The organism is Sphingopyxis chilensis (assembly GCF_035930445.1).
GTDB lineage: Bacteria > Pseudomonadota > Alphaproteobacteria > Sphingomonadales > Sphingomonadaceae > Sphingopyxis > Sphingopyxis chilensis.
Window position 1 is genome coordinate 2,166,307 of the sequence record NZ_CP142394.1, and the last position, 19,105, is coordinate 2,185,411.

17 protein-coding genes are annotated in these 19,105 nt (G+C 63.1%); 11 read left to right on the plus strand and 6 right to left on the minus strand.

What is annotated here, in order from left to right; all coding sequences use genetic code 11:
- Positions 1–3 precede the first annotated feature (3 nt).
- Positions 4–735 (plus strand): LytR/AlgR family response regulator transcription factor, encoded by a 732-nt coding sequence (locus VSX79_RS09900; RefSeq protein ID WP_326913260.1) that lies wholly within the window; start codon positions 4–6, stop codon positions 733–735.
- 77 nt (positions 736–812) lie between these two features.
- On the opposite strand, the gene VSX79_RS09905 is transcribed toward VSX79_RS09900, so the two are convergent.
- Complete coding sequence (locus VSX79_RS09905) at positions 813–1,151, minus strand: UrcA family protein (RefSeq protein WP_326913261.1); 339 nt, start codon at positions 1,149–1,151, stop codon at positions 813–815.
- A 303-nt stretch (positions 1,152–1,454) separates the two neighbouring features.
- Between VSX79_RS09905 and VSX79_RS09910 the strand changes: the two genes are divergently transcribed.
- The gene (locus tag VSX79_RS09910; protein WP_326913262.1) at positions 1,455–1,889 is read left to right on the plus strand and encodes a hypothetical protein; all 435 of its coding nucleotides are present in this window, start codon (positions 1,455–1,457) and stop codon (positions 1,887–1,889) included.
- A 72-nt stretch (positions 1,890–1,961) separates the two neighbouring features.
- Here the strand turns inward: VSX79_RS09910 and VSX79_RS09915 are convergent, their stop codons facing one another.
- Positions 1,962–2,387, minus strand: coding sequence for a hypothetical protein (locus tag VSX79_RS09915; RefSeq protein ID WP_179495832.1), 426 nt, complete (start codon positions 2,385–2,387; stop codon positions 1,962–1,964).
- Positions 2,388–2,542: 155 nt separating this feature from the next.
- Here VSX79_RS09915 and VSX79_RS09920 point away from each other — a divergent pair, with 155 nt between their 5' ends.
- A complete protein-coding gene (locus tag VSX79_RS09920) occupies positions 2,543–4,063 on the plus strand; it encodes a BCCT family transporter (RefSeq protein WP_326913263.1) in 1,521 nt (506 codons plus the stop codon).
- 16 nt (positions 4,064–4,079) lie between these two features.
- Here the strand turns inward: VSX79_RS09920 and VSX79_RS09925 are convergent, their stop codons facing one another.
- Positions 4,080–6,164: a M13 family metallopeptidase gene (locus VSX79_RS09925; RefSeq protein ID WP_326913264.1), complete on the minus strand. Its 2,085-nt coding sequence runs from the start codon at positions 6,162–6,164 to the stop codon at positions 4,080–4,082.
- Positions 6,165–6,395: 231 nt separating this feature from the next.
- Between VSX79_RS09925 and uvrA the strand changes: the two genes are divergently transcribed.
- Positions 6,396–9,290: an excinuclease ABC subunit UvrA gene (gene uvrA / locus VSX79_RS09930; RefSeq protein WP_326913265.1), complete on the plus strand. Its 2,895-nt coding sequence runs from the start codon at positions 6,396–6,398 to the stop codon at positions 9,288–9,290.
- 209 nt (positions 9,291–9,499) lie between these two features.
- Here uvrA and VSX79_RS09935 read toward each other — a convergent pair whose 3' ends face one another.
- The 3 genes from VSX79_RS09935 to VSX79_RS09945 form a co-directional block, all read right to left on the minus strand.
- The gene (locus VSX79_RS09935; protein ID WP_326913266.1) at positions 9,500–10,075 is read right to left on the minus strand and encodes a hypothetical protein; all 576 of its coding nucleotides are present in this window, start codon (positions 10,073–10,075) and stop codon (positions 9,500–9,502) included.
- Between the two features lie 51 nt (positions 10,076–10,126).
- Positions 10,127–10,279 (minus strand): hypothetical protein, encoded by a 153-nt coding sequence (locus tag VSX79_RS09940; protein ID WP_326913267.1) that lies wholly within the window; start codon positions 10,277–10,279, stop codon positions 10,127–10,129.
- A gap of 392 nt (positions 10,280–10,671) precedes the next feature.
- Positions 10,672–10,980: a putative quinol monooxygenase gene (locus VSX79_RS09945; protein WP_326913268.1), complete on the minus strand. Its 309-nt coding sequence runs from the start codon at positions 10,978–10,980 to the stop codon at positions 10,672–10,674.
- A 119-nt stretch (positions 10,981–11,099) separates the two neighbouring features.
- Between VSX79_RS09945 and VSX79_RS09950 the strand changes: the two genes are divergently transcribed.
- The 7 genes from VSX79_RS09950 (at position 11,100) to phoB (ending at position 18,816) form a co-directional block, all read left to right on the plus strand.
- Entirely contained in the window at positions 11,100–12,596 is a 1,497-nt protein-coding gene (locus tag VSX79_RS09950) for a hypothetical protein (RefSeq protein WP_326913269.1), read from the plus strand.
- A gap of 132 nt (positions 12,597–12,728) precedes the next feature.
- Positions 12,729–13,790: a substrate-binding domain-containing protein gene (locus VSX79_RS09955; protein ID WP_326913270.1), complete on the plus strand. Its 1,062-nt coding sequence runs from the start codon at positions 12,729–12,731 to the stop codon at positions 13,788–13,790.
- A gap of 232 nt (positions 13,791–14,022) precedes the next feature.
- The gene (gene pstC, locus VSX79_RS09960; RefSeq protein WP_407697282.1) at positions 14,023–15,339 is read left to right on the plus strand and encodes a phosphate ABC transporter permease subunit PstC; all 1,317 of its coding nucleotides are present in this window, start codon (positions 14,023–14,025) and stop codon (positions 15,337–15,339) included.
- Positions 15,332–16,588, plus strand: coding sequence for a phosphate ABC transporter permease PstA (gene pstA / locus VSX79_RS09965; protein ID WP_326913272.1), 1,257 nt, complete (start codon positions 15,332–15,334; stop codon positions 16,586–16,588). The genes pstC and pstA overlap by 8 nt, the downstream gene beginning before the upstream one ends.
- 2 nt (positions 16,589–16,590) lie before the next feature.
- Positions 16,591–17,373, plus strand: coding sequence for a phosphate ABC transporter ATP-binding protein PstB (pstB, locus tag VSX79_RS09970; RefSeq protein ID WP_179495813.1), 783 nt, complete (start codon positions 16,591–16,593; stop codon positions 17,371–17,373).
- A gap of 25 nt (positions 17,374–17,398) precedes the next feature.
- Complete coding sequence (gene phoU, locus VSX79_RS09975; RefSeq protein ID WP_179495811.1) at positions 17,399–18,118, plus strand: phosphate signaling complex protein PhoU; 720 nt, start codon at positions 17,399–17,401, stop codon at positions 18,116–18,118.
- Positions 18,118–18,816, plus strand: a complete 699-nt coding sequence (phoB, locus tag VSX79_RS09980; RefSeq protein WP_179495809.1) for a phosphate regulon transcriptional regulator PhoB — start codon at positions 18,118–18,120, stop codon at positions 18,814–18,816. Before phoU ends, phoB begins: the two co-directional genes overlap by 1 nt.
- Positions 18,817–19,105: the final 289 nt, after the last annotated feature.

Below are 19,105 nucleotides of genomic sequence, written 5' to 3' on the forward strand. Positions count from 1 at the left end.
GTCATGATCCAGACCTTGCGCACCCTGATCGTCGATGACGAACCGCTGGCGATCGAGCGCCTGCAAATCCTCGCCGGGCAACAGGACGGCATTTCGCTCGTCGGCACCGCCAGCGACGGCGCCTCGGCGCTGCGCATGGTCGATGCGCTCGCACCCGACCTGGTGCTCTGCGACATCGCGATGCCCGATCTCAACGGGCTGGAGGTCGCCGCCGCGATCGAGGGCATGGACAATCCGCCCGCGATCGTCTTCGTCACCGCCTTCGACCGTTATGCGGTCGCGGCGTTCGACGTCGCCGCGGTCGACTATCTGCTCAAGCCCGTGTCGCCCGACCGCCTCGCCCGCGCGCTCTCCCGCGTCCGCGAATGGCGCTCGACCGAGCGGGCGCCGGCGCAAAAAAGCAAGTGGATCAACGAATTCTGGGTCCAAAACCGCGGCGAGATGCTGCGAATCGACGCCGGCCAGGTCGATCTGATCGAGGCCGAACGCGACTATATGCGCCTGCACGTCGGCGGCCGCAGTTGGCTCATTCACCAGACGATCAAATCGCTGGAAGCACGGATGAACCCCGACCAGTTCATGCGCATCCACCGGTCAAAGATGATCCGCCGCGAAGGCATTGTCGGATTGAAGCATCATGGCGACGGGGCGTGGAGCGTCGACCTTGGCGAGGGTGGCGTCCATCGTATCGGACGCACCTATCTCCATGACGTCAAGGCGATCATGCACGTCTAAAGTCTTACCCCACCAAAAAAAGCGGCCATGCCGCCAGGGCATGACCACTTTTTGGGATCAACATACAGCCGGGTTGGTCAGGGCGCGGCGACGACCATCGCGCCCTGGTCGGCGAGGCGCGTGCCGCCGCCGTTGAACAGGGCCGCGAGCTTGGTTTCGGCGTCGCTCATCGCCTGCACCTTGCACGCGTTTTCGGCGGCGCGCTCGCGCAGCGTCGCACGGCCCGGCAATCCGCAGACCTTGCGAACGGCCATCTTGACGCGGGTCGTCAGTCGTTCGCGACCGCGCTCGCTCGACAGGTTGAGATCGTCATAGGACACGGCAATGCTCCGCGTAACGTCTTGCGCGAAGGCGGGGGCCGCGACGCCGGCCGTCGCCAGCGGCACAGTCAGCAGCATCAGGAAAAATTTCGCCATGGGGGAGTCCTCTCTACAAGGGATGCGGGATACCGGTCGGCGGACCGGGGAGACCGTCTTCCGATATCCCGCAACACGGTTGATACCCCTTGGACGTCGCGGGAATCATCTTTGGATCGATCGGCGCGAACGGCGGCTCGATTTACGGACGAAGGGCGTCCATCCGTCGACGAATGGTCGGCGGAGGGGTAATATCGTGGCGCAAGGCTTGCATCGGACACACGGCCGTGGCCAAATCGGACTGTGACGAGGAAATTATCTTTCACACCGAGTCGATCCGGCGGCGAATGGCTCGTACGCGTATTGCTTCTGGCACTCGCGGGTGCGCTTGCCGGATTGCTGCTGGGCGAAATGATCGCCGAACCGCTGGCGGCGCCGCGCGCGCCCCTTACGACCTCTTATTCACGGCACAGTGCCAATCCCGAAGCCCGCGTGCCTCAGGGCGAAACCGCCGCCGCCTGCATCTCCTGCCCCGACAGCTATGGCGTCGCGGCAAGGCTGCGCGCCGAACGCGACGGGCGGATGATGGACGGCGCCTTTCGCGAATTGGGGGCGGTCGATATCGACGCGCCGCTGCCCGCCGAACCGGCCGACGACAGTTACCGATATGGCGGCCGCTTCCCCGACCCTAGCCCAAAGGTCGGGACGGTCCCGGCCGAAGACGCGAAGATGATCCCGCCTGCCGTGGACGGTGATGTACCGCCTGAGGCAGGATTCGACTGGCCGCCCGCAGAATAGTGAAAACCTGTCGTCAAAATCATCCGCATCACCGAGCGAGCCTCGGGGATGCGGATCAGGAAGCCGTCGGCCTTACTTGGGCGGCACGGGTGCCTGGGGCGCGCAGCGCGTCGTGTCGCCCGCCTTGCACGCGGCGACATCGGCCTCCCATTTCATCCGCTCTTCGGCCGACATCGCGGCCACGCGCGCCTTTTCGGCTTCATAGGCCGCGGTTTCTTCGGCATAAACCTGTTGGTCATGCGCGATCTGCTGCTGCGCGGCCGACACTTCCTGCGTATAAATGGTGTTGTCGGTGCTGGCGCGAGCCGCCTGTTCGGCATTGAGGCGCGCCGTATTCGCGCGTTCCTCGGGCGTCGTGCCGTCGGGCGCTGTCTCTTCGGCAACAGGGGCTACCGTTCGTGCGGCCGCAGGCGCGGCCTCGGGCGTCTGCCAAGCCATGGCCTGGGCCGAAGAAATCAGCGCGAATGCGGCGCTCGCCGCCCAAATCATCCTGGTCATCGAAGTCCTCCTTCAAATCATCCGTATCGGCGGTCGAACGCTTGGCCCGTGGGACCGTTCCCGCCCGATTTGACCTCCGATGGAGCAATCGCCATGCTACGGCCCCGACCCTAGGCGCATCCCTTGTCCGATCGGCCGATCATTTGCCAACATTCTTGAAACATCCGCTCAATCGCCCGGTATTTTTCACGCCGCTGGCGGTGCTTCTCGCCGCCGTCGGCCTCAGCCTGTGGCAGGGACCGGCGGTTGTCGCGGCCGAGACAACGGTCAACGACTGGATCCTCGGCAACTTCTCGCCGCTCTTCGCCTGGGCCGGGATCGGCTTTCTGGCGCTTCTCGCCTGTATCGCGCTCTCGCCGCTCGGCGGGCGGGTCATCGGTGAGACCGGCGCCATCCCCATCCTTTCGCGCTGGCGCTGGTTCGCGGTGACGCTCTGCACGACCATCGCGACCGGCATTCTCTTCTGGGGCGCGGCCGAGCCGCTGTTCCACCTCAACGATCCCCCCGCTATGCTGGGGCTCGAACCCGGCAGCGACGCCGCCGCGACCTTCGCGATGTCAACGATGTTCCTGCATTGGACGCTGACGCCCTATGCCATCTATACCGTTGCCGGACTCGCCTTCGCGCTCGTCTATTACAACCGCCGCGAACCCTTCAGCCTGTCATCGCTCTTCGTCCCCCTGATCGGACAGCGCGCGCACGGCCCCGTCGGGACGGGCATCGACATCCTCTGCCTCTACGCGCTCGTCGCAGGAATGGCGGCCTCGCTCGGCGCCGGCGTGCTCGCACTCGCGGGCGGGATCGAAGGGCTCGGTGGATTTCGCGGCGGCGACCCGCTTCGGTGGGCGATCGCAGGAACGATCGTGGCGACGTTCGTCGGCTCCGCCGCCCTCGGACTCCAGCGCGGCATAACCCGCCTTTCGCTCCTGAATGTCTGGCTGTTCTTGGCGATCCTGTTGTTCGTGCTTTTGGCGGCGCCCACCGGACGGCTCCTCACGCTGGGGCTTGTCGGCGCCGCCGACTATGCCGTCACCTTCCTGCCGCGCAGCCTCGGCGCAGATGTCGATCCCGATTGGCACCGGCAATGGACGATCTTCAACTGGGGAAACTGGTTCGCCTGGGCGCCGGTCACCGCGCTCTTCCTCGGCCGGCTGGCGGTCGGCTATACCGTGCGCGCCTTCATTCTGTTCAATCTCTTGCTCCCGGCGTTGTTCGGCGCGGTGTGGATGGTCGTTATCGCCGGCACGACAATCGCGCTCGACCAGGGATCGGGCGGAGAACTCTATGCCGTGCTCACCAGCGTCGGCCCCGACCCCCTGCTCTATCGCCTGTTCAGCCAGCTCGGCGGGGGTTCGCCGGTGCTCGCGCTGCTGATCGGCGCGATCTTCCTTTCCTATGTTACCGCTGCCGACAGCAACGTCTCGGCAATGAGCGCGCTGTCGACGCATGGTATTTCGCCCGAAACCCCCGAAGCACCGCTGGCGATCAAGATCGTCTGGGGCGTTGCAGTCGGGCTCGTGGCGACCATCCTGGTTGCCGCGTCGGGCATCGACGGCATCCGGATGATGTCGGTGCTCGGCGGCTTTCCGGCGTTGTTCATCATCGTCGGAGCGGCGCTGTCGCTCACCGTAATGGCCGTGCGGGGACGGCGCGAGGCCGCCCCCGCCCAATCCTGAGAAAGCGGTCTCAGGGCTACCAGATCTTCGTGCGTGCCTCGGGCGCCAGGTAATATTTGGCCCCCGCCTCGACGCCGAACGCCTTGTACCACGCGTCGACGTTGCGCACCGGCCCGATGATGCGCCAGCGCGCGGGACTGTGCGGGTCGCTCGCCACCTGCTGCTTGATCGCATCCTCGCGCGCCTTGTCGCGCCACGCCTGCGCAAAGGCGAGGAAGAAACGCTGATCGCCGGTCAGCCCGTCGATCACCGGGGCCTCCTTGCCGTTCAGCGAGCGGTGATAGGCATCATAGGCGACCTCAAGCCCGGCAAGGTCGGCGATATTCTCTCCCATCGTCAGGTCGGGATTGATAAAGGCGCCGGGCGCGGCCTCATATGTCGCATATTGCGCGCCGAATGCCTTGGCCTGCGCATCGAAACGCGCCGCGTCCTCGGGCGTCCACCAGTCGCGCACCGCGCCCTCGGCATCGATCTTGCGGCCCTGATCGTCGAAACCATGCGTTATCTCGTGGCCGATAACCGCGCCGACCGCGCCGTAATTGACCGCATCGTCGACGCTTTCGCTGAAATAGGGCGCCTGCAGGATGCCAGCCGGAAACACGATCTTGTTCTCCAGACCGCCGTTGTATGCGTTCACTTCTTGCGGGTTCATCGCCCATTTCTTGCGATCGACGGGCTGGTTCAGGTCCGACAGCGCATAGGCATATTCGAAGGCCGAACTGCGTTTGACATTGCCATAGAGATCGGCGGGATCGATCTTCAGCGCCGAATAGTCGCGCCATTTGTCGGGATAGCCCACCATCACTTCCATTTTGGCAAGTTTCGCCAAAGCGGCCTCTTTGGTGGCCGGTGCCATCCAGCTGTTGGCTCGAATGCGATCGCCCATAGCCAGTTTCAAATTCGCGACGAGCACTTCCATCTTCGCCTTGGCGCTCGCCGGAAAATATTGGCTTGAATAGGTCTCGCCGACCAATTCGCCGAGGCTGCCGTCCACCAGCGTCAGGCCGCGCTTCCAACGTGGGCGCAGCTCGCCCACGCCGCTGAGCGCCTTCGTATATTCGAAACGGCTGTCGACGAACGCCTTGTCGAGATAGGGCGCGGCATTGTCGGCGACGTGGAACTGCTGCCACAGCTTGATCGTGTCGAGCGGCGTCCTGGCATAAAGCGCGGCGATATCGCGAACCGCCGTCTTTTCGTTGACGATGATCCGCTTTTGCGGCGCGATACCCGCCCCTGCGAACCAGGCGGACCAGTCGAGCCCCGGCGCGTAGGCGGCGAGTTCCTCCGAAGACATCGGATTGTTGATCTTGCCGATGTCGCGGCGGTCGGCGATTGCCCAGCTGACCTTCGCGATCTCGATTTCGAACGCCATGATCGCGTCGGCCGCCTTTTCGGGGTCGGCGTTGCCCACCATCTTCATCATGCGGGCGATATAGGCGCGATAGGCGTCACGCTGCGGTTTGAAGCTGTCGCTCAGATAATAATCGCGCTCGGGAAGCCCCAGCCCCGCTTGCCCCAGCCACAGGACATTGACCGTCGGATCGGCGGTGTCAGCATAGGGCCCACCGCTGACAATCGTCGAACCGAAGGTGCCCTGCGTGCCGCCCATGAAGCGCGCCATTGCTTTTTTATCTTTGATCGCGGTGACTGCGGCCACGTCAGCCATCAACGGCTTGGTGCCCAATGCCTCGACCCGCGCCTCGTCCATGAAGCTCTGATAGAGACCGCCGACCTGACTCGTCGCCGGCGCGCTCGTAACAAGCTGGCGGAGCTGGCGCTGGGTCAGATTATAGACGTCATAGCCGACCCCCGCCGACGCCTGATCCGCCGGAATCTCGGTTCGGGCGAACCAGTCACCGTTCGCATATTTGTCGAAATCGTCCCCCGGCTTCACCGACATGTCGCGCGCGCCCAGGTCGACGCCCCATTTTCCGAACGTCAGCGCCTTCAGCGAACCGTCCGGCGAAGCACCTCCCGCACCCGCGTCTCCGCTCGGCGCGATGGGTGCCATTCCCGGACTGACATCTTTCGCCAAGGCCGGCGCCGCAATCAGCGCCGCCGCGATCGCAAGTCCCGCGACGCTCGAAGTGAAACTATTCATATCCCCAGTCTCCCGTTCCCCGGCGCCGCCGGGTCGAGACGGCGCGCATGATCATTCTTGTCCGCCTGTCGCGCCAGAGGGTCAAGCGAGTGACCCGACGCTGGTCGAAGTCTTTGTGGGGTTGGTGGAAAGCGACCGCATTGCGGCCGCGCACCCGACCGCCTATTTATGCTGTGAACAGGCGCGAACCGCTCTTGCGCCCCTAGAACAAATCTGGAACAAATCCCTCCCATGAGTCTTACCCATATTTCGGTGCGCGGCGCGCGCGAGCACAATTTGAAGGGCGTCGACGTCGACCTGCCGCGCGATGCGCTGATCGTCATCACCGGCCTGTCGGGATCGGGCAAATCCTCGCTCGCCTTCGACACCATCTATGCCGAAGGCCAACGGCGCTATGTCGAGAGCCTGTCGGCCTATGCGCGCCAGTTCCTCGAGATGATGCAAAAGCCCGATGTCGAGCATATCGACGGCCTCTCGCCGGCGATCAGCATCGAGCAGAAGACGACGAGCCGCAACCCGCGCTCGACCGTCGCGACGGTGACCGAGATCTACGACTATATGCGCCTGCTCTGGGCGCGCGTCGGCATTCCCTATTCGCCGACGACGGGCAAGCCGATCAGCGCGCAGACGGTTACCGACATGGTCGACCGCGTGATGGCGTTGCCCGAGGGCACCCGCGCCTATCTGCTCGCCCCCGTCGTGCGCGGCCGCAAGGGCGAGTATAAGAAGGAACTGGCGCAGTGGCAGAAGGACGGGTTCACGCGCGTCCGCATCGACGGCGAATTCTACGAGATCGGCGAGGCGCCGGCGCTCGACAAGAAATACAAGCATGACATCGAGGTGGTCGTCGACCGCGTTGCCGTCCGTGAAGGCCTCGAAACGCGGCTCGCCGACAGCTTCGAGACCGCGTTGAAGCTGGCCGAAGGGCTCGCCTATGTCGACCTCGCCGACGGCCCGGTGCCGGGGCGCGAGGAAGAAGATACCGGCGGCGCGATGAAGGGCGCGGGCATCCCCCCGAACCGCCTGATCTTCTCCGAGAAATTCGCCTGCCCGGTCAGCGGATTCACGATCGCCGAGATAGAACCGCGGCTGTTCAGCTTCAACGCGCCGCAGGGTGCGTGCCCGGCGTGTGACGGGCTCGGCGAGCGGCAGGAGTTCGACCCCGACCTGGTCGTGCCCAACCATGCGCTGTCCCTGAAGAAGGGCGCGATCGTGCCGTGGGCCAAATCGAACCCGCCCTCGCCTTATTATATGCAGGTGCTCGAAAGCCTGGGCAAAGCCTATGGATTCGACCTGACGACGCCGTGGCAGGAATTGCCCGGCGAAGTGCAGCTCGTGATCCTCTATGGCAGCGGCGGCAAACCCGTCGAGCTGACCTTCAAGGATGGCAAGCGCAGTTACACGACGCACAAGGCGTTCGAGGGTGTGATCGGCAACCTCAACCGCCGCCTGCTCCAGACCGAAAGCGCGTGGATGCGCGAGGAGCTGAGCAAATATCAGGCGCCGCACCCGTGCGAGACGTGCCACGGCGCGCGCCTGCGCCCCGAACCGCTCGCGGTGAAGATCGCGGGCGAGAATATCAGCATGTCGGCGCAGCGCAGCGTCGCCGACGCGCTCGGCTGGTTCAGCACGCTCGACGAAAAGCTCAATGACACGCAGCGCCAGATCGCCAAGGCGATCCTGAAAGAGATCAACGAACGGCTCGGCTTCCTCAACAATGTCGGGCTCGATTACCTCAACCTCAACCGCACCAGCGGCACATTGAGCGGCGGCGAGAGCCAGCGCATCCGTCTCGCCAGCCAGATCGGCAGCGGCCTGTCGGGCGTGCTCTACGTCCTCGACGAGCCGAGCATCGGCCTCCACCAGCGCGACAACGACCGGCTGCTCGCGACATTGAAGCGCCTTCGCGACCTCGGCAACACCGTGATCGTCGTCGAGCATGACGAGGATGCGATCCGCCACGCCGATTATGTCGTCGACATGGGCCCCGGCGCGGGCCTCCACGGCGGCGAGATCGTCGCCGAGGGCACGCTCGAAGAAGTGCTCGCCAACAAGAACAGCCTGACCGCGGCGTATCTGACCGGCGCGAAGAAGATCGAGGTGCCCAAGCACCGCCGCAAGGGCAATGGCTTCGACCTCGTGCTCAAGGGTGCGCGCGCGAACAACCTCCAGAATGTCACTGCAAAGATCCCGCTCGGCACCTTCACCTGCGTCACCGGCCTGTCGGGCAGCGGCAAGTCGAGCCTGATCATCGACACGCTCTATGCCAGCGCGGCGCGCGTGCTCAACGGCGCGCGGATGATCGCGGGGCCGCACGACAGCCTGAAGGGGCTGGAGCATTGCGACAAGGTGATCGACATCGACCAGTCGCCGATCGGCCGCACCCCGCGATCGAACCCCGCGACATACACCGGCGCCTTCACGATCATCCGCGACTGGTTCGCGGGGCTGCCCGAAAGCCAGGCGCGCGGGTACAAGCCGGGGCGCTTCAGCTTCAACGTCAAGGGCGGGCGATGCGAGACCTGCACCGGCGACGGGCTGATCAAGATCGAGATGCACTTCCTGCCCGACGTCTATGTGACGTGCGAGACGTGCCACGGCAAACGCTACAACCGCGAAACGCTCGAGGTGAAGTTCAAGGGCCACAGCATCGCCGACGTGCTCGACATGACGGTCGAGGATGCGGCCGAATTCTTCAAGGCGGTGCCCTCGATCCGCGAGAAGATGGCGATGCTGGTGCGCGTGGGCTTGGGGTACATCAAGGTCGGGCAGCAGGCGACGACGCTGTCGGGGGGCGAGGCGCAGCGCGTCAAGCTGGCCAAGGAATTGTCGCGCCGCTCGACCGGGCAGACGCTCTATATCCTCGACGAGCCGACCACCGGGCTGCATTTCGAGGATGTGCGCAAGCTGCTCGAAGTGCTGCAACAGCTTGTCGACCAGGGCAACAGCGTCGTGGTGATCGAGCATAATCTGGATGTCATCAAGACCGCCGACTATATCCTCGACCTCGGCCCCGAGGGCGGGGTCAAGGGCGGCGAGATCGTCGCCGCGGGCACGCCCGAACAGGTGGTGAAGGAGAAGCGCAGCTTCACCGGCCAGTATCTGGCGCCGCTCTTGGGGAAGTAGGGCCGAAAACGCCTCCCTTCAGCGAGGGGTTGGGAGCGTCCGTCGCCGTCCCGCGCCCAAACATGCCCTTTCCTAACCCCTCCCGCAGGCGGGAGGGGAACTCGATCGACGCCCCATCGGCAACAGCGGATCGAGCCGGTGTGGCCGGTGTGGCAGCACCGCGCTTTTTCGCCGGCACCGCGCATCGGGCGCGGCGCGCGCAGCGCCGATCAGGCCAGGGCCAGCAAGGTGCGCGCGAGCCAGGCGCCCGCGACGGGCGCGGCGAGCAGAATCAATATGATCGCGGCGCAACGCACGGGCACCGGGAACGGCGTCGCGGGGAGGCGCGCGTGCAGCCACCATGTCGCGGCCGCGACCCCCGCCACCAGCGGCAGCGCGATAGCCGACATGGCGGGGTTCCATATCCCCCCGACCTCTGAAAACAGCGTCTCGCGCGCCGGGATCAGGTCGGGGCCGCCCGCCTCCGCAAGGGTCCACGCGCCATATCCGACCGCAAACGCGACGAGCAGGAACAGGCCCCAGCCGATCAGCGTCCGGCGCAGCAGCGCCAGCCAGTCGACCCGCGCGCCACCCGCGAGCAGCGCGCCGCCGAGCAGCGCCACCGTGACCGCGATGGTCGCGATCGCCGAGAGGGCAAGCAGCCGGGCCGCCCACAGCGCGGCGACCAGCCCCGCGACCGGCGCGATGAAGATCAGCCCCTGCCACGGTCCGGATGGGTCATATGGGCGAAGGGAGCTGCCGCGCGGCGCCCCTTCCCCGCCCGAAACCCCGCGATGATCGATCATGAAAACCCCCTTCCCCGTAGGCGGCAAGTCAGCACCAGTCGCAGGTTCTTGTCAATATTCCGGCGATTTGCGCGAAGGCGCGCGCCAGCCGATCCGCACCTTGTGGCTCGCCTTCAGCGCCTTCGCCAGCCCGCCCAGCCCCTCGGCGAGCGCGGGGCCGAGGATCAGCCCGAACAGCGAAAAGATGAATTCGAACCCGCTCATATGCCCCCGCAATCAAGCTGTTGTCGTGCCCGGTGCGATCCGCGGCCAATCACCCTGCCCTCACGATCCCGCGACGCCCATCAAGCCCGCGCGGGGGCCCGCCCGCGCAACAATATTCCAAAGTTTACAAAGTTCACGCTCCCCTCGGGTAGAATGATACCCGCCGCACGGAGCGCGGACGAAAAACGGTGTGAGGAAGCCGACTATGCGAAAGAGCGGCGGCGACGCTGGCACGGCGCGATAATGTAGGACAGCGGTTTTTTTTGCGGAAGCCCGACCTGTGGTCATGCCGGTCTCGATCCGGCATCCATTGCCGCGACGTCGATGGACCCCGGATCAGGTCCGGGGCGACGGGGTGCGGAAAAGCCCGTCCCGCAAGCGCGAGGGGCATATCACCCCATCAGCTTCGCGGTGATATCCTGAGCAGCATAGATGCGGATCACCGGCGGCTGCGGCGAGAGGGCGCGCATTTCGGTGACGAAGGCGGCGGAGGCGGGCAGCGCGAAATGGGCGCGCACCGCGGCGATATCCGCCCACTCCTCGATAAAGACGAGACGATCGGGCTGCTCGACATCGACATGGCAGCGATGCCCCAGACACCCCGCCTCGCCGCGCGACCGCGCGCTATGCCCGGCACCGAGCGCGATCATGCGCTCGCGATGCTCGGGGGTGAGGATGACGTGGCCGGTGATGAGGATCATGGACTCATTCTTCAATTCTGCGGAGTGAACACATGAGACTCGCCAGCACAACTCTCCGGCGTGCCATTCTTGCTCCCCTTCCCAAACTGCACTAACTTCACACAATTGGGGGCAAACACATGCTAGATATACTAGGAGTTATCGGACTAATAATTGCTGTCGCCGCGGCATTAGATTTTGCTCTGAAACCTAGCGTCAAAGCGAATATTGGCGCAGCCATATCCCCATCTATCAAAGATATGTCAAACAACGCCTACAAAGGCAGCGAAAAACTTGACAAAATATTCGGTAAAAATCTTCTATCAAAAAGATCTATATCTGTATCAATAATTTTATCGGTAGCTTCTCTTGTATTTTCTTATGTATACGCTTACGTAACGAGCGATTTTTTAATGATCTCTATATTTGATAAATCTCCAAATTTAAATACAATTGCTTTATTTCTACTATTTCTAGTGGGATGCTTAATAGGAGATATAATAAGTTACGCTCAGACAAGAGTATTTCTTAGAACCCTTGATAACAACAAAGGATGGACAGTTTCAACGGGGCTTGCAATTTCAGATTCTATAATAAGCCTTTCAATATTTGTTTTCATTTTTTCTTTGACCAGACTTATCGCTTACCTTTCAATAATTTCTCTGACACCGATGGTCAATCTTGAGCGTAACGAATATATAGACACCGCACAGCTAAAGTATCTGACAGAATACTCCGTTGCCTCCAATCTCTCTAGCAAAACCGATCTTGGATGGCCGATCCTCTTATCTAATGCGACAGCGCAAAAAGATGAGAAACTGGCGAACGCAGCGCTGAACGATTATACAAATCAATTTTTGGATTTGATGCCCGAGGGAGTGGAAGTCGAAAGCAAAGTCACGTTTATATGTGGCGACGATCCAAAAAATTTTGAAGCGTTCTTTCGCGCTCCTCCGCAGACAGTTGCACTTTTAGCAAGAGAAATCTCCACTCGTCGCGGCATACCGCAGTACGGAGAATATCATCAGGAGATTGTCGATACACTCAACAAGAAATCATCTCAGTGGACGCCGCCGAAGAGAGATGTATGCTCTAAACCGATTCTGAAAATTTCTCAAAAAATCAGCTCGGGATCGCTGCTAAAAATCTCTGGAATATTTAATGCGTTCTATGCTTCTTTCGAGAGGACGCTGTATAATTTCTACGAAAACTTTGGATTCAAATTGGCGTCTTACTCTGTCGTAGAACCGATGAACGATATAAGTTTATTTTATGACAGTATAATAATGCAAACTCTTTACGGATTTCTAGGTTTCACCCAGGGTGATTCCAACGCAAACTACTTACTATCTGGATTTTCCGCTAAACCCCAACCTGACTTAGATCGGCTCACCGTTCCGTTCTCTCCGATGCTTGCCTCAAGCCTTGGGGTTTCAATTTTCTTTTGGCTATATTTGGTTTGGCTTGCGATTTGCCAGACAGCGGGTCCCGTTTCGAGGCAAATGGTTAAGCTGTCAGAGCGATTTGACGTTAGGCGGGCTCCGCTGTCAACCGTGGGAATCGCCTTAACCGCCGGACTATTAGTATTTACTGCCGCAAGATACGCGGTTGGCTGGATCTGGAATGCCGTTTTTTGAAATCTGCAAAATGACACTTCCATGACACTCCCTGTCACATACACGTCACACAACTCCCCCAAATGGCCCTCAGCGAGTCGCCGCGGGGGTGGTGGCTTGGATCGGTAACGACCCCCACCACAGGATTATGTCATGCTGCAGAAATTCGCCCTCAAGGCCCTTGGTATCGCTGGTGCCGCGACGTGCGCGCTCGCGCTTTCCGCGTGTCAGGATCAGGCGTCTTCGGGCGGCGGGGCGCGCGATTATATCAGCGCGGTCGGGTCGTCGACCGTCTATCCCTTTGCCACCGCGGTCGGCGAGAAGTTCGCCGAAGCGACGGGTAACAAGACGCCGAAGATCGACAGCACGGGCACCGGCGGCGGCTTCGAGCGTTTCTGCGCCGGCGTCGGCGGCGACACCGCGGACATTTCGAACGCCTCGCGCCGCATCAAGAAGTCGGAGTTCGACACCTGCCAAAAGAATGGCGTCCAGGACATCGTCGAAATCCAGATCGGCATCGACGGCATCGCGCTGGGCGAGGCTTCGCGCGGCCCCGGCTTCAAGCTGACCGAAGAAGATGTCTACAAGGCGCTCGCGGCGAACCCCTATGGCAAGCCGAACACCGCGAAGACGTGGAAGGACGTGAACCCCGCCCTGCCCGCGGTCGCGATTTCGGTTTTCGGCCCGCCGTCGACCAGCGGCACCTATGATGCGTTCAAGGAACTGATCCTCGGCACCGGCTGCGACGCCAATCCCGAGATGAAGGCGCTGAAGGCCAGCGACAAGGACAAGCATGAGGCGACCTGCACGACGCTGCGCGGTTCGCCCTATTATGTCGAGCAGGGCGAGAATGATAACCTCATCATCTCGAAGCTCGACAAGAACCCGACCAGCCTTGGCATTTTTGGCTTCAGCTATCTCGACGCCAACAAGGACAAGATCAAGGCGGTGCCGATCCAGGGCGTTTCGCCGACCTATGCCGCGATCGCCGACGGCAGCTACCCGGGTTCGCGCCCGCTGTTCATCTATATCAAGAAGGCGCATGTCGGCGTCGTTCCGGGGCTGGCCGAATATGTCGCCGAGTTCCTGAAGGGCGCGGGCGAAGGCGGTTATCTGGCCGCCAAGGGCCTGATCGTGTCGCCGAAGGATGTTGCCGACAAGGCGGCGGCGAACGGCACGGGCATGACCGTGCTGGACGGCAGCGAGCTGAAGTAAGTTTCCTCCCGCTGGTGGCTGCGGCGGGTTCGCCCGTCCGGCCACCGTCTTTTTTATCGTCATTGCGAGCGAAGCGAAGCAATCTCCAGCAAGCGTCCAGCCATTTCGATAGCTGGAGATTGCTTCGTCGCTTCGCTCCTCGCAATGACGGGGATGGTTTGACGAGGACCATGTGACCTTTAACGCCGCCGCCCTTTTGCTTTTGATCGCGGGCCTCGCGCTGATCGGCTGGCTGGCCGGTCGCCAGCGGTCGAACCTGCTGGCGAGCCGCGCGGGCACCAAGCTCCATTCGCGTCCGCAATATCATGGCTGGTATGTCGCGCTGTGGCTGTTCGCGCCCGCCGCACTGTTCCTCGCCGTATGGTCGTCGGTCTCGCCCGCGCTGATCACCAACCAGGTGCTGACGAGCGAGGCGGCGCAGAGCCTGCCGAGCTTTGGCTTCGAGCGCGGCGCGATCCTGTCGGATGCCCGTTCGGTCGCGCAGGGGCGGCAGGACGCGGTGAGGCTGCCCGCCGCGGCGCCGCTGGTGAAGCCCTATGCCGACGCGAGCCACAAATATGCGTGGATCGGCATCGCCGCGATGCTGGCGCTGGCGCTGGCGGGCGGGCTTTATGCCTTTACGCGGATCAAACCCGATTTCCGGGCGCGGACGCGGGTCGAGCGGATCGTTATGGCGTTCCTGCTGCTCGCGTCGCTCGTCGCGATCCTGACGACCTTTGGCATCGTGCTCTCGCTGCTCTTTGAATCGATCCGCTTCTTCCGCCTCGTCTCGCCCGCCGAACTCTTGTTCGGAACGACATGGGCGCCGCAGAGCGGGGCGCCGCAGCCCGACACGTTCGGCGGCATCCCGCTGTTCTGGGGCACCGTCCTGATCGGGGCGATCATCGCGATGATCGTCGCGATCCCGATCGGGATGATGACCGCGGTCTACCTGACCCAATATGCCGCGCCGACGGTGCGCCGCTGGGTGAAGCCGATCCTCGAGATCCTCGCGGGGGTGCCGACCGTCGTATACGGCTATTTCGCCGCGCTGACGGTGGCGCCAGCGCTGCGCAATTTCGCGGTGATGCTGGGCATTCCCAACGCCTCGACCGAAAGCGCGCTGGCTGCGGGTATCGTGATGGGCGTTATGATCATCCCCTTCGTCTCCTCGATGGCCGACGACAGCATCAACGCGGTGCCGCAGGCGATGCGCGACGGCAGCCTCGCACTGGGCGCAACGCCGAACGAGACGATCCGCCAGGTGCTGATCCCCGCCGCGCTGCCCGGCGTGATGGGCGGCATCCTGCTCGCGGTCAGCCGCGCGATCGGCGAGACGATGATTGTGGTGATGGCGGCGGGCCTGTCCGCGAACATGACCGCCAACCCCTTCGCCAGCGTCACCACGGTGACCGCGCAGATCGTGAAATTGCTGACCGGCGATCAGGAGTTCGATAGCGCCAAGACGCTCGCCGCCTTCGCGCTCGGCCTCGTGCTGTTCATCGTCACGCTGCTGCTCAACATCGTCGCGCTGCGCATCGTCAAAAAGTATCGCGAAGCTTATGAATAGAGACACCGCCCCCACCGACTGGAAAGGCGCCGTGATGCAGAAGCGCATCGCGGGCCGCTACGCCGCCGAACGCCGCTTCAAGCTGATGGGGCTGGGCGCGGTGCTGCTCTCGGGCGCCTTCCTCGCCTTCCTGCTGTTCGTGATGGTCGGCAATGGCGCGCGCGGCTTTACCTATACGCATGTCGCGGTGCCGATCGATTTCAAGGCGACGCCGCTGACCGTCGACACGTCGCGGCTTGGCGATGCCGACGCCGATCAGGTGATCGCGAATGCGGGGCTGGCCGACATCGTCGCCTTTGCCGCCGACGAGGCGCTGGGCGACGGCGGGGCCGAGCTGATTTCGGAGAATGCGTGGAAGGAAGTGCGCAGCGAGATCAAGGCCGACCCCGAACTCCTGAACGGCAAGACGGTGTTCGAACTGCCGGCGTCTTCGGCGGTCGACATCATGGCGAAAGACGGCGCGCGCGGCGAACTGGGCGCGCGGGTCGATGCGCTGGAGCGTGACGGCAAGCTGGGGACCGGCATCCACTGGCCCTTCTTCAAGAACGCCGACGCGACCGATCCGGCGGTCGCGGGCATCTGGGGGGCGCTCAAGGGGTCGGTGCTGACGATCTTCATCGCCTTCCTGATTGCCTTTCCCACGGGGGTGCTCGCGGCGCTGTATCTCGAAGAATATGCGCCGAAGAACCGCTGGACCGACCTGATCGAGGTGTCGATCAACAATCTGGCCGCGGTGCCCTCGATCATCTTCGGCCTGCTCGCGCTCGCGGTGTTCATCAACTGGTTCGGGCTTTGCCAGGCGAGCCCGCTCGTCGGCGGGCTGACGCTCGCGCTGATGACGATGCCGGTGATCGTGATCGCCAGCCGCAACGCGATCAAGTCGGTGCCGCCGTCGATCCGCGATGCGGCGCTGGGCGTCGGCGCAAGTCCCGTGCAGGTGGTGTTCCACCATGTCCTGCCGCTCGCCCTGCCCGGCATCCTGACCGGCACGATCATCGGCATGGCGCGCGCGCTGGGCGAGACCGCGCCGCTGCTCCTCGTCGGGATGCGCGCCTTTATCGGCGACGTTCCGGGCGGCATCTGCTCGCCCTCGACCGTGCTGCCGATGCAGATCTTCCTCTGGTCGGACGAAGTCGACCGGGGCTTTGTCGAGAAAACCTCCGCCGCGATCATCGTGCTGCTTATCGTGCTGCTGTCGATGAACGCCTTTGCGATCTATCTTCGCAACAAATTCGAAAAACGCTGGTGATCATGACCCAAGAAGACCTGACCATTACCGACCCGAAGATGAAGGCGCACGGCGTCAACGTCTTCTATGGCGAGAAACAGGCGATCAACGACGTGTCGATCGACGTCGGCACCGACCTCGTCACCGCGTTCATCGGCCCCTCGGGCTGCGGCAAGTCGACCTTCCTGCGGTCGCTGAACCGCATGAACGACACGGTTGCGAGCGCGAAGGTGACCGGCCGGATCGAACTCGACGGCGAGGATATCTATGCGCCGTCGATGGACGTCGTCCAGCTGCGCGCGCGCGTCGGCATGGTGTTCCAGAAACCGAACCCCTTCCCCAAGTCGATCTATGACAATGTCGGTTACGGCCCGCGCATCCATGGCCTTGCGCCGTCGAAAGCCGACCTCGATGTCATCGTCGAACGCGCGCTGGTGCGCGCCGGCCTGTGGGACGAGGTCAAGGATCGCCTCCAGGAAAGCGGCACCGCCTTGTCGGGCGGCCAGCAGCAGCGCCTGTGCATCGCGCGCGCGATCGCGGTCGATCCCGAAGTCATCCTGATGGACGAGCCCTGCTCGGCGCTCGACCCGATCGCGACGGCAAAGATCGAGGAGCTGATCCACGAACTGCGCGGCAAATATGCTATCGTGATCGTGACGCACAACATGCAACAGGCGGCCCGCGTGTCGCAGCGCACCGCCTTTTTCCACCTCGGGACGTTGGTCGAATATGGCAAGACCACCGACATCTTCACCAACCCGAAGCAAGAACGCACCAAGGACTATATCACCGGCCGTTACGGTTGATCCGTAGCGCAACAGGACAGTGAAGATGGCACTAACGAACGATCATACGGTCAAAGCCTTCGACGAAGACCTCAACCGCCTGCGCGGGCTGATCAGCGAAATGGGCGGCCGTGCCGAACAGGCGCTGCTGCAGGCGATGGCGGCGCTCCACAAGGGCGACCTCGACCTCGCTGCCCAGGTGGTGCGCGACGACAAGAAGATCGACGCGCTGGAGGCCGAGGTCGAACAGCTGGCGGTGCAGACGATCGCGCTGCGCGCGCCGATGGCCGATGACCTGCGCGAAATGATCGCGGCACTGAAAATCGTGTCGGTGGTCGAACGGATCGGCGACTATGGCAAGAACATTGCCAAGCGCGTCGCGCTGATGGACCAGACGCGGGCGATCGAGGCGATCCCGCTGCTGATGTCGATGTCGAACATCGTCGCCGAACTGATCCATGATGCGCTCGACAGCTTCGCCGCGCGCGATGCCGAACTGGCGATCCGCGTCACCGTCCGCGACAAGAATGTCGACGATTTCTACAACAGCATCTTTCGCACGCTCGTCACCTTCATGATGGAAAATCCGAAATATATTTCGGAAAGCGCGCACCTGCTGTTCGTCGCCAAGAACCTCGAGCGCATGGGCGACCATGCGACGAACATCGCCGAGATGGTCTATTATGTCGTGACCGGCGAGCGGATGGAGGAACGCGAGCGCGGCGAACAGCCCGAAGATGGCGCCGCGGAGCAGGAGCAAGGCTGATGCCGCAGCCCGACCTGCTGCTCATCGAGGATGACGAGGCAATCGCCGAGCTCATCGTCTGGCATTTCGCACGCGAAGGTTTTTCGGTCCGGCAGACGCCCGACGGCGAACAGGCGCTCGTCCTGGTCGAGGAACGCGTGCCCGACATCGTCTTGCTCGACTGGATGATCGAAAGCCTGCCCGGCATCGAGGTTTGCCGGCGCCTGCGCCGCAACCCGAAATCGGCGAACGTCCCGATCATCATGCTCACCGCGCGCGGCGAGGAAGAGGATCGCATTCGCGGGCTCGAGACCGGCGCCGACGATTATGTCACCAAGCCGTTCAGCCCGCGCGAACTGGTCGCACGCGTGTCGGCGGTGCTCCGCCGCCTGCGCCCCGCGCTCGCGGGCGAGATGCTGACCTATGCTGACATCGAACTCGACTCGGTCGCACACAAGGTGGTGCGCGCGGGGCAGATCGTCGCGATGGGGCCGACCGAGTTCCGCCTGCTGCGTCATTTCATGGAGCATCCGGGCCGCGTCTTTTCGCGCGGGCAATTGCTCGACAGCGTGTGGGGGCAGGACAGCGACATCGAACTGCGCACGGTCGACGTCCATATCCGGCGTTTGCGCAAGGCGATCAACCTGCCGGGCACCAGCGACATCATCCGTACCGTGCGCTCGGCGGGTTACGCGCTGGATGCGGGGAAGAGCGTTTAAGCCGCGGGCGATCGGTATGGGCGGTTTCGACCGATTGCCGACATTGATCCTCCCTGTGGCGAAGCCATGGGGAGGTGGCAGCGCGAAGCGCTGACGGAGGGGGCTGATGGCGCGACGTCGCTGCCCCTCCACCACTCCCCTTCCCATCGCTGCACGACAGGGAGGATATTGCCTTCCGCGTCACGCCGGACTTGATCCGGGGTCCATGACTTCAGCGCCGCCGTGGATCCCGGATCAAGTCCGGGATGACGAAGTGGGGTGAGCGACCGTCCGCTTCCACCCCAAACCG

Excerpts from the sequence above, each read along its gene's own strand:
- VSX79_RS09900 (WP_326913260.1), top strand. The coding sequence starts at position 4 with ATGATCCAGACCTTGCGCACCCTGATCGTCGATGACGAACCGCTGGCG.
- VSX79_RS09905 (WP_326913261.1), bottom strand. The coding sequence starts at position 1,151 with ATGGCGAAATTTTTCCTGATGCTGCTGACTGTGCCGCTGGCGACGGCC.
- VSX79_RS09915 (WP_179495832.1), bottom strand. The coding sequence starts at position 2,387 with ATGACCAGGATGATTTGGGCGGCGAGCGCCGCATTCGCGCTGATTTCT.
- VSX79_RS09925 (WP_326913264.1), bottom strand. The coding sequence starts at position 6,164 with ATGAATAGTTTCACTTCGAGCGTCGCGGGACTTGCGATCGCGGCGGCG.
- uvrA (WP_326913265.1), top strand. The coding sequence starts at position 6,396 with ATGAGTCTTACCCATATTTCGGTGCGCGGCGCGCGCGAGCACAATTTG.
- VSX79_RS09935 (WP_326913266.1), bottom strand. The coding sequence starts at position 10,075 with ATGATCGATCATCGCGGGGTTTCGGGCGGGGAAGGGGCGCCGCGCGGC.
- VSX79_RS09940 (WP_326913267.1), bottom strand. The coding sequence starts at position 10,279 with ATGAGCGGGTTCGAATTCATCTTTTCGCTGTTCGGGCTGATCCTCGGC.
- VSX79_RS09945 (WP_326913268.1), bottom strand. The coding sequence starts at position 10,980 with ATGATCCTCATCACCGGCCACGTCATCCTCACCCCCGAGCATCGCGAG.
- VSX79_RS09950 (WP_326913269.1), top strand. The coding sequence starts at position 11,100 with ATGCTAGATATACTAGGAGTTATCGGACTAATAATTGCTGTCGCCGCG.
- VSX79_RS09955 (WP_326913270.1), top strand. The coding sequence starts at position 12,729 with ATGCTGCAGAAATTCGCCCTCAAGGCCCTTGGTATCGCTGGTGCCGCG.
- pstA (WP_326913272.1), top strand. The coding sequence starts at position 15,332 with ATGAATAGAGACACCGCCCCCACCGACTGGAAAGGCGCCGTGATGCAG.
- pstB (WP_179495813.1), top strand. The coding sequence starts at position 16,591 with ATGACCCAAGAAGACCTGACCATTACCGACCCGAAGATGAAGGCGCAC.
- phoU (WP_179495811.1), top strand. The coding sequence starts at position 17,399 with ATGGCACTAACGAACGATCATACGGTCAAAGCCTTCGACGAAGACCTC.
- phoB (WP_179495809.1), top strand. The coding sequence starts at position 18,118 with ATGCCGCAGCCCGACCTGCTGCTCATCGAGGATGACGAGGCAATCGCC.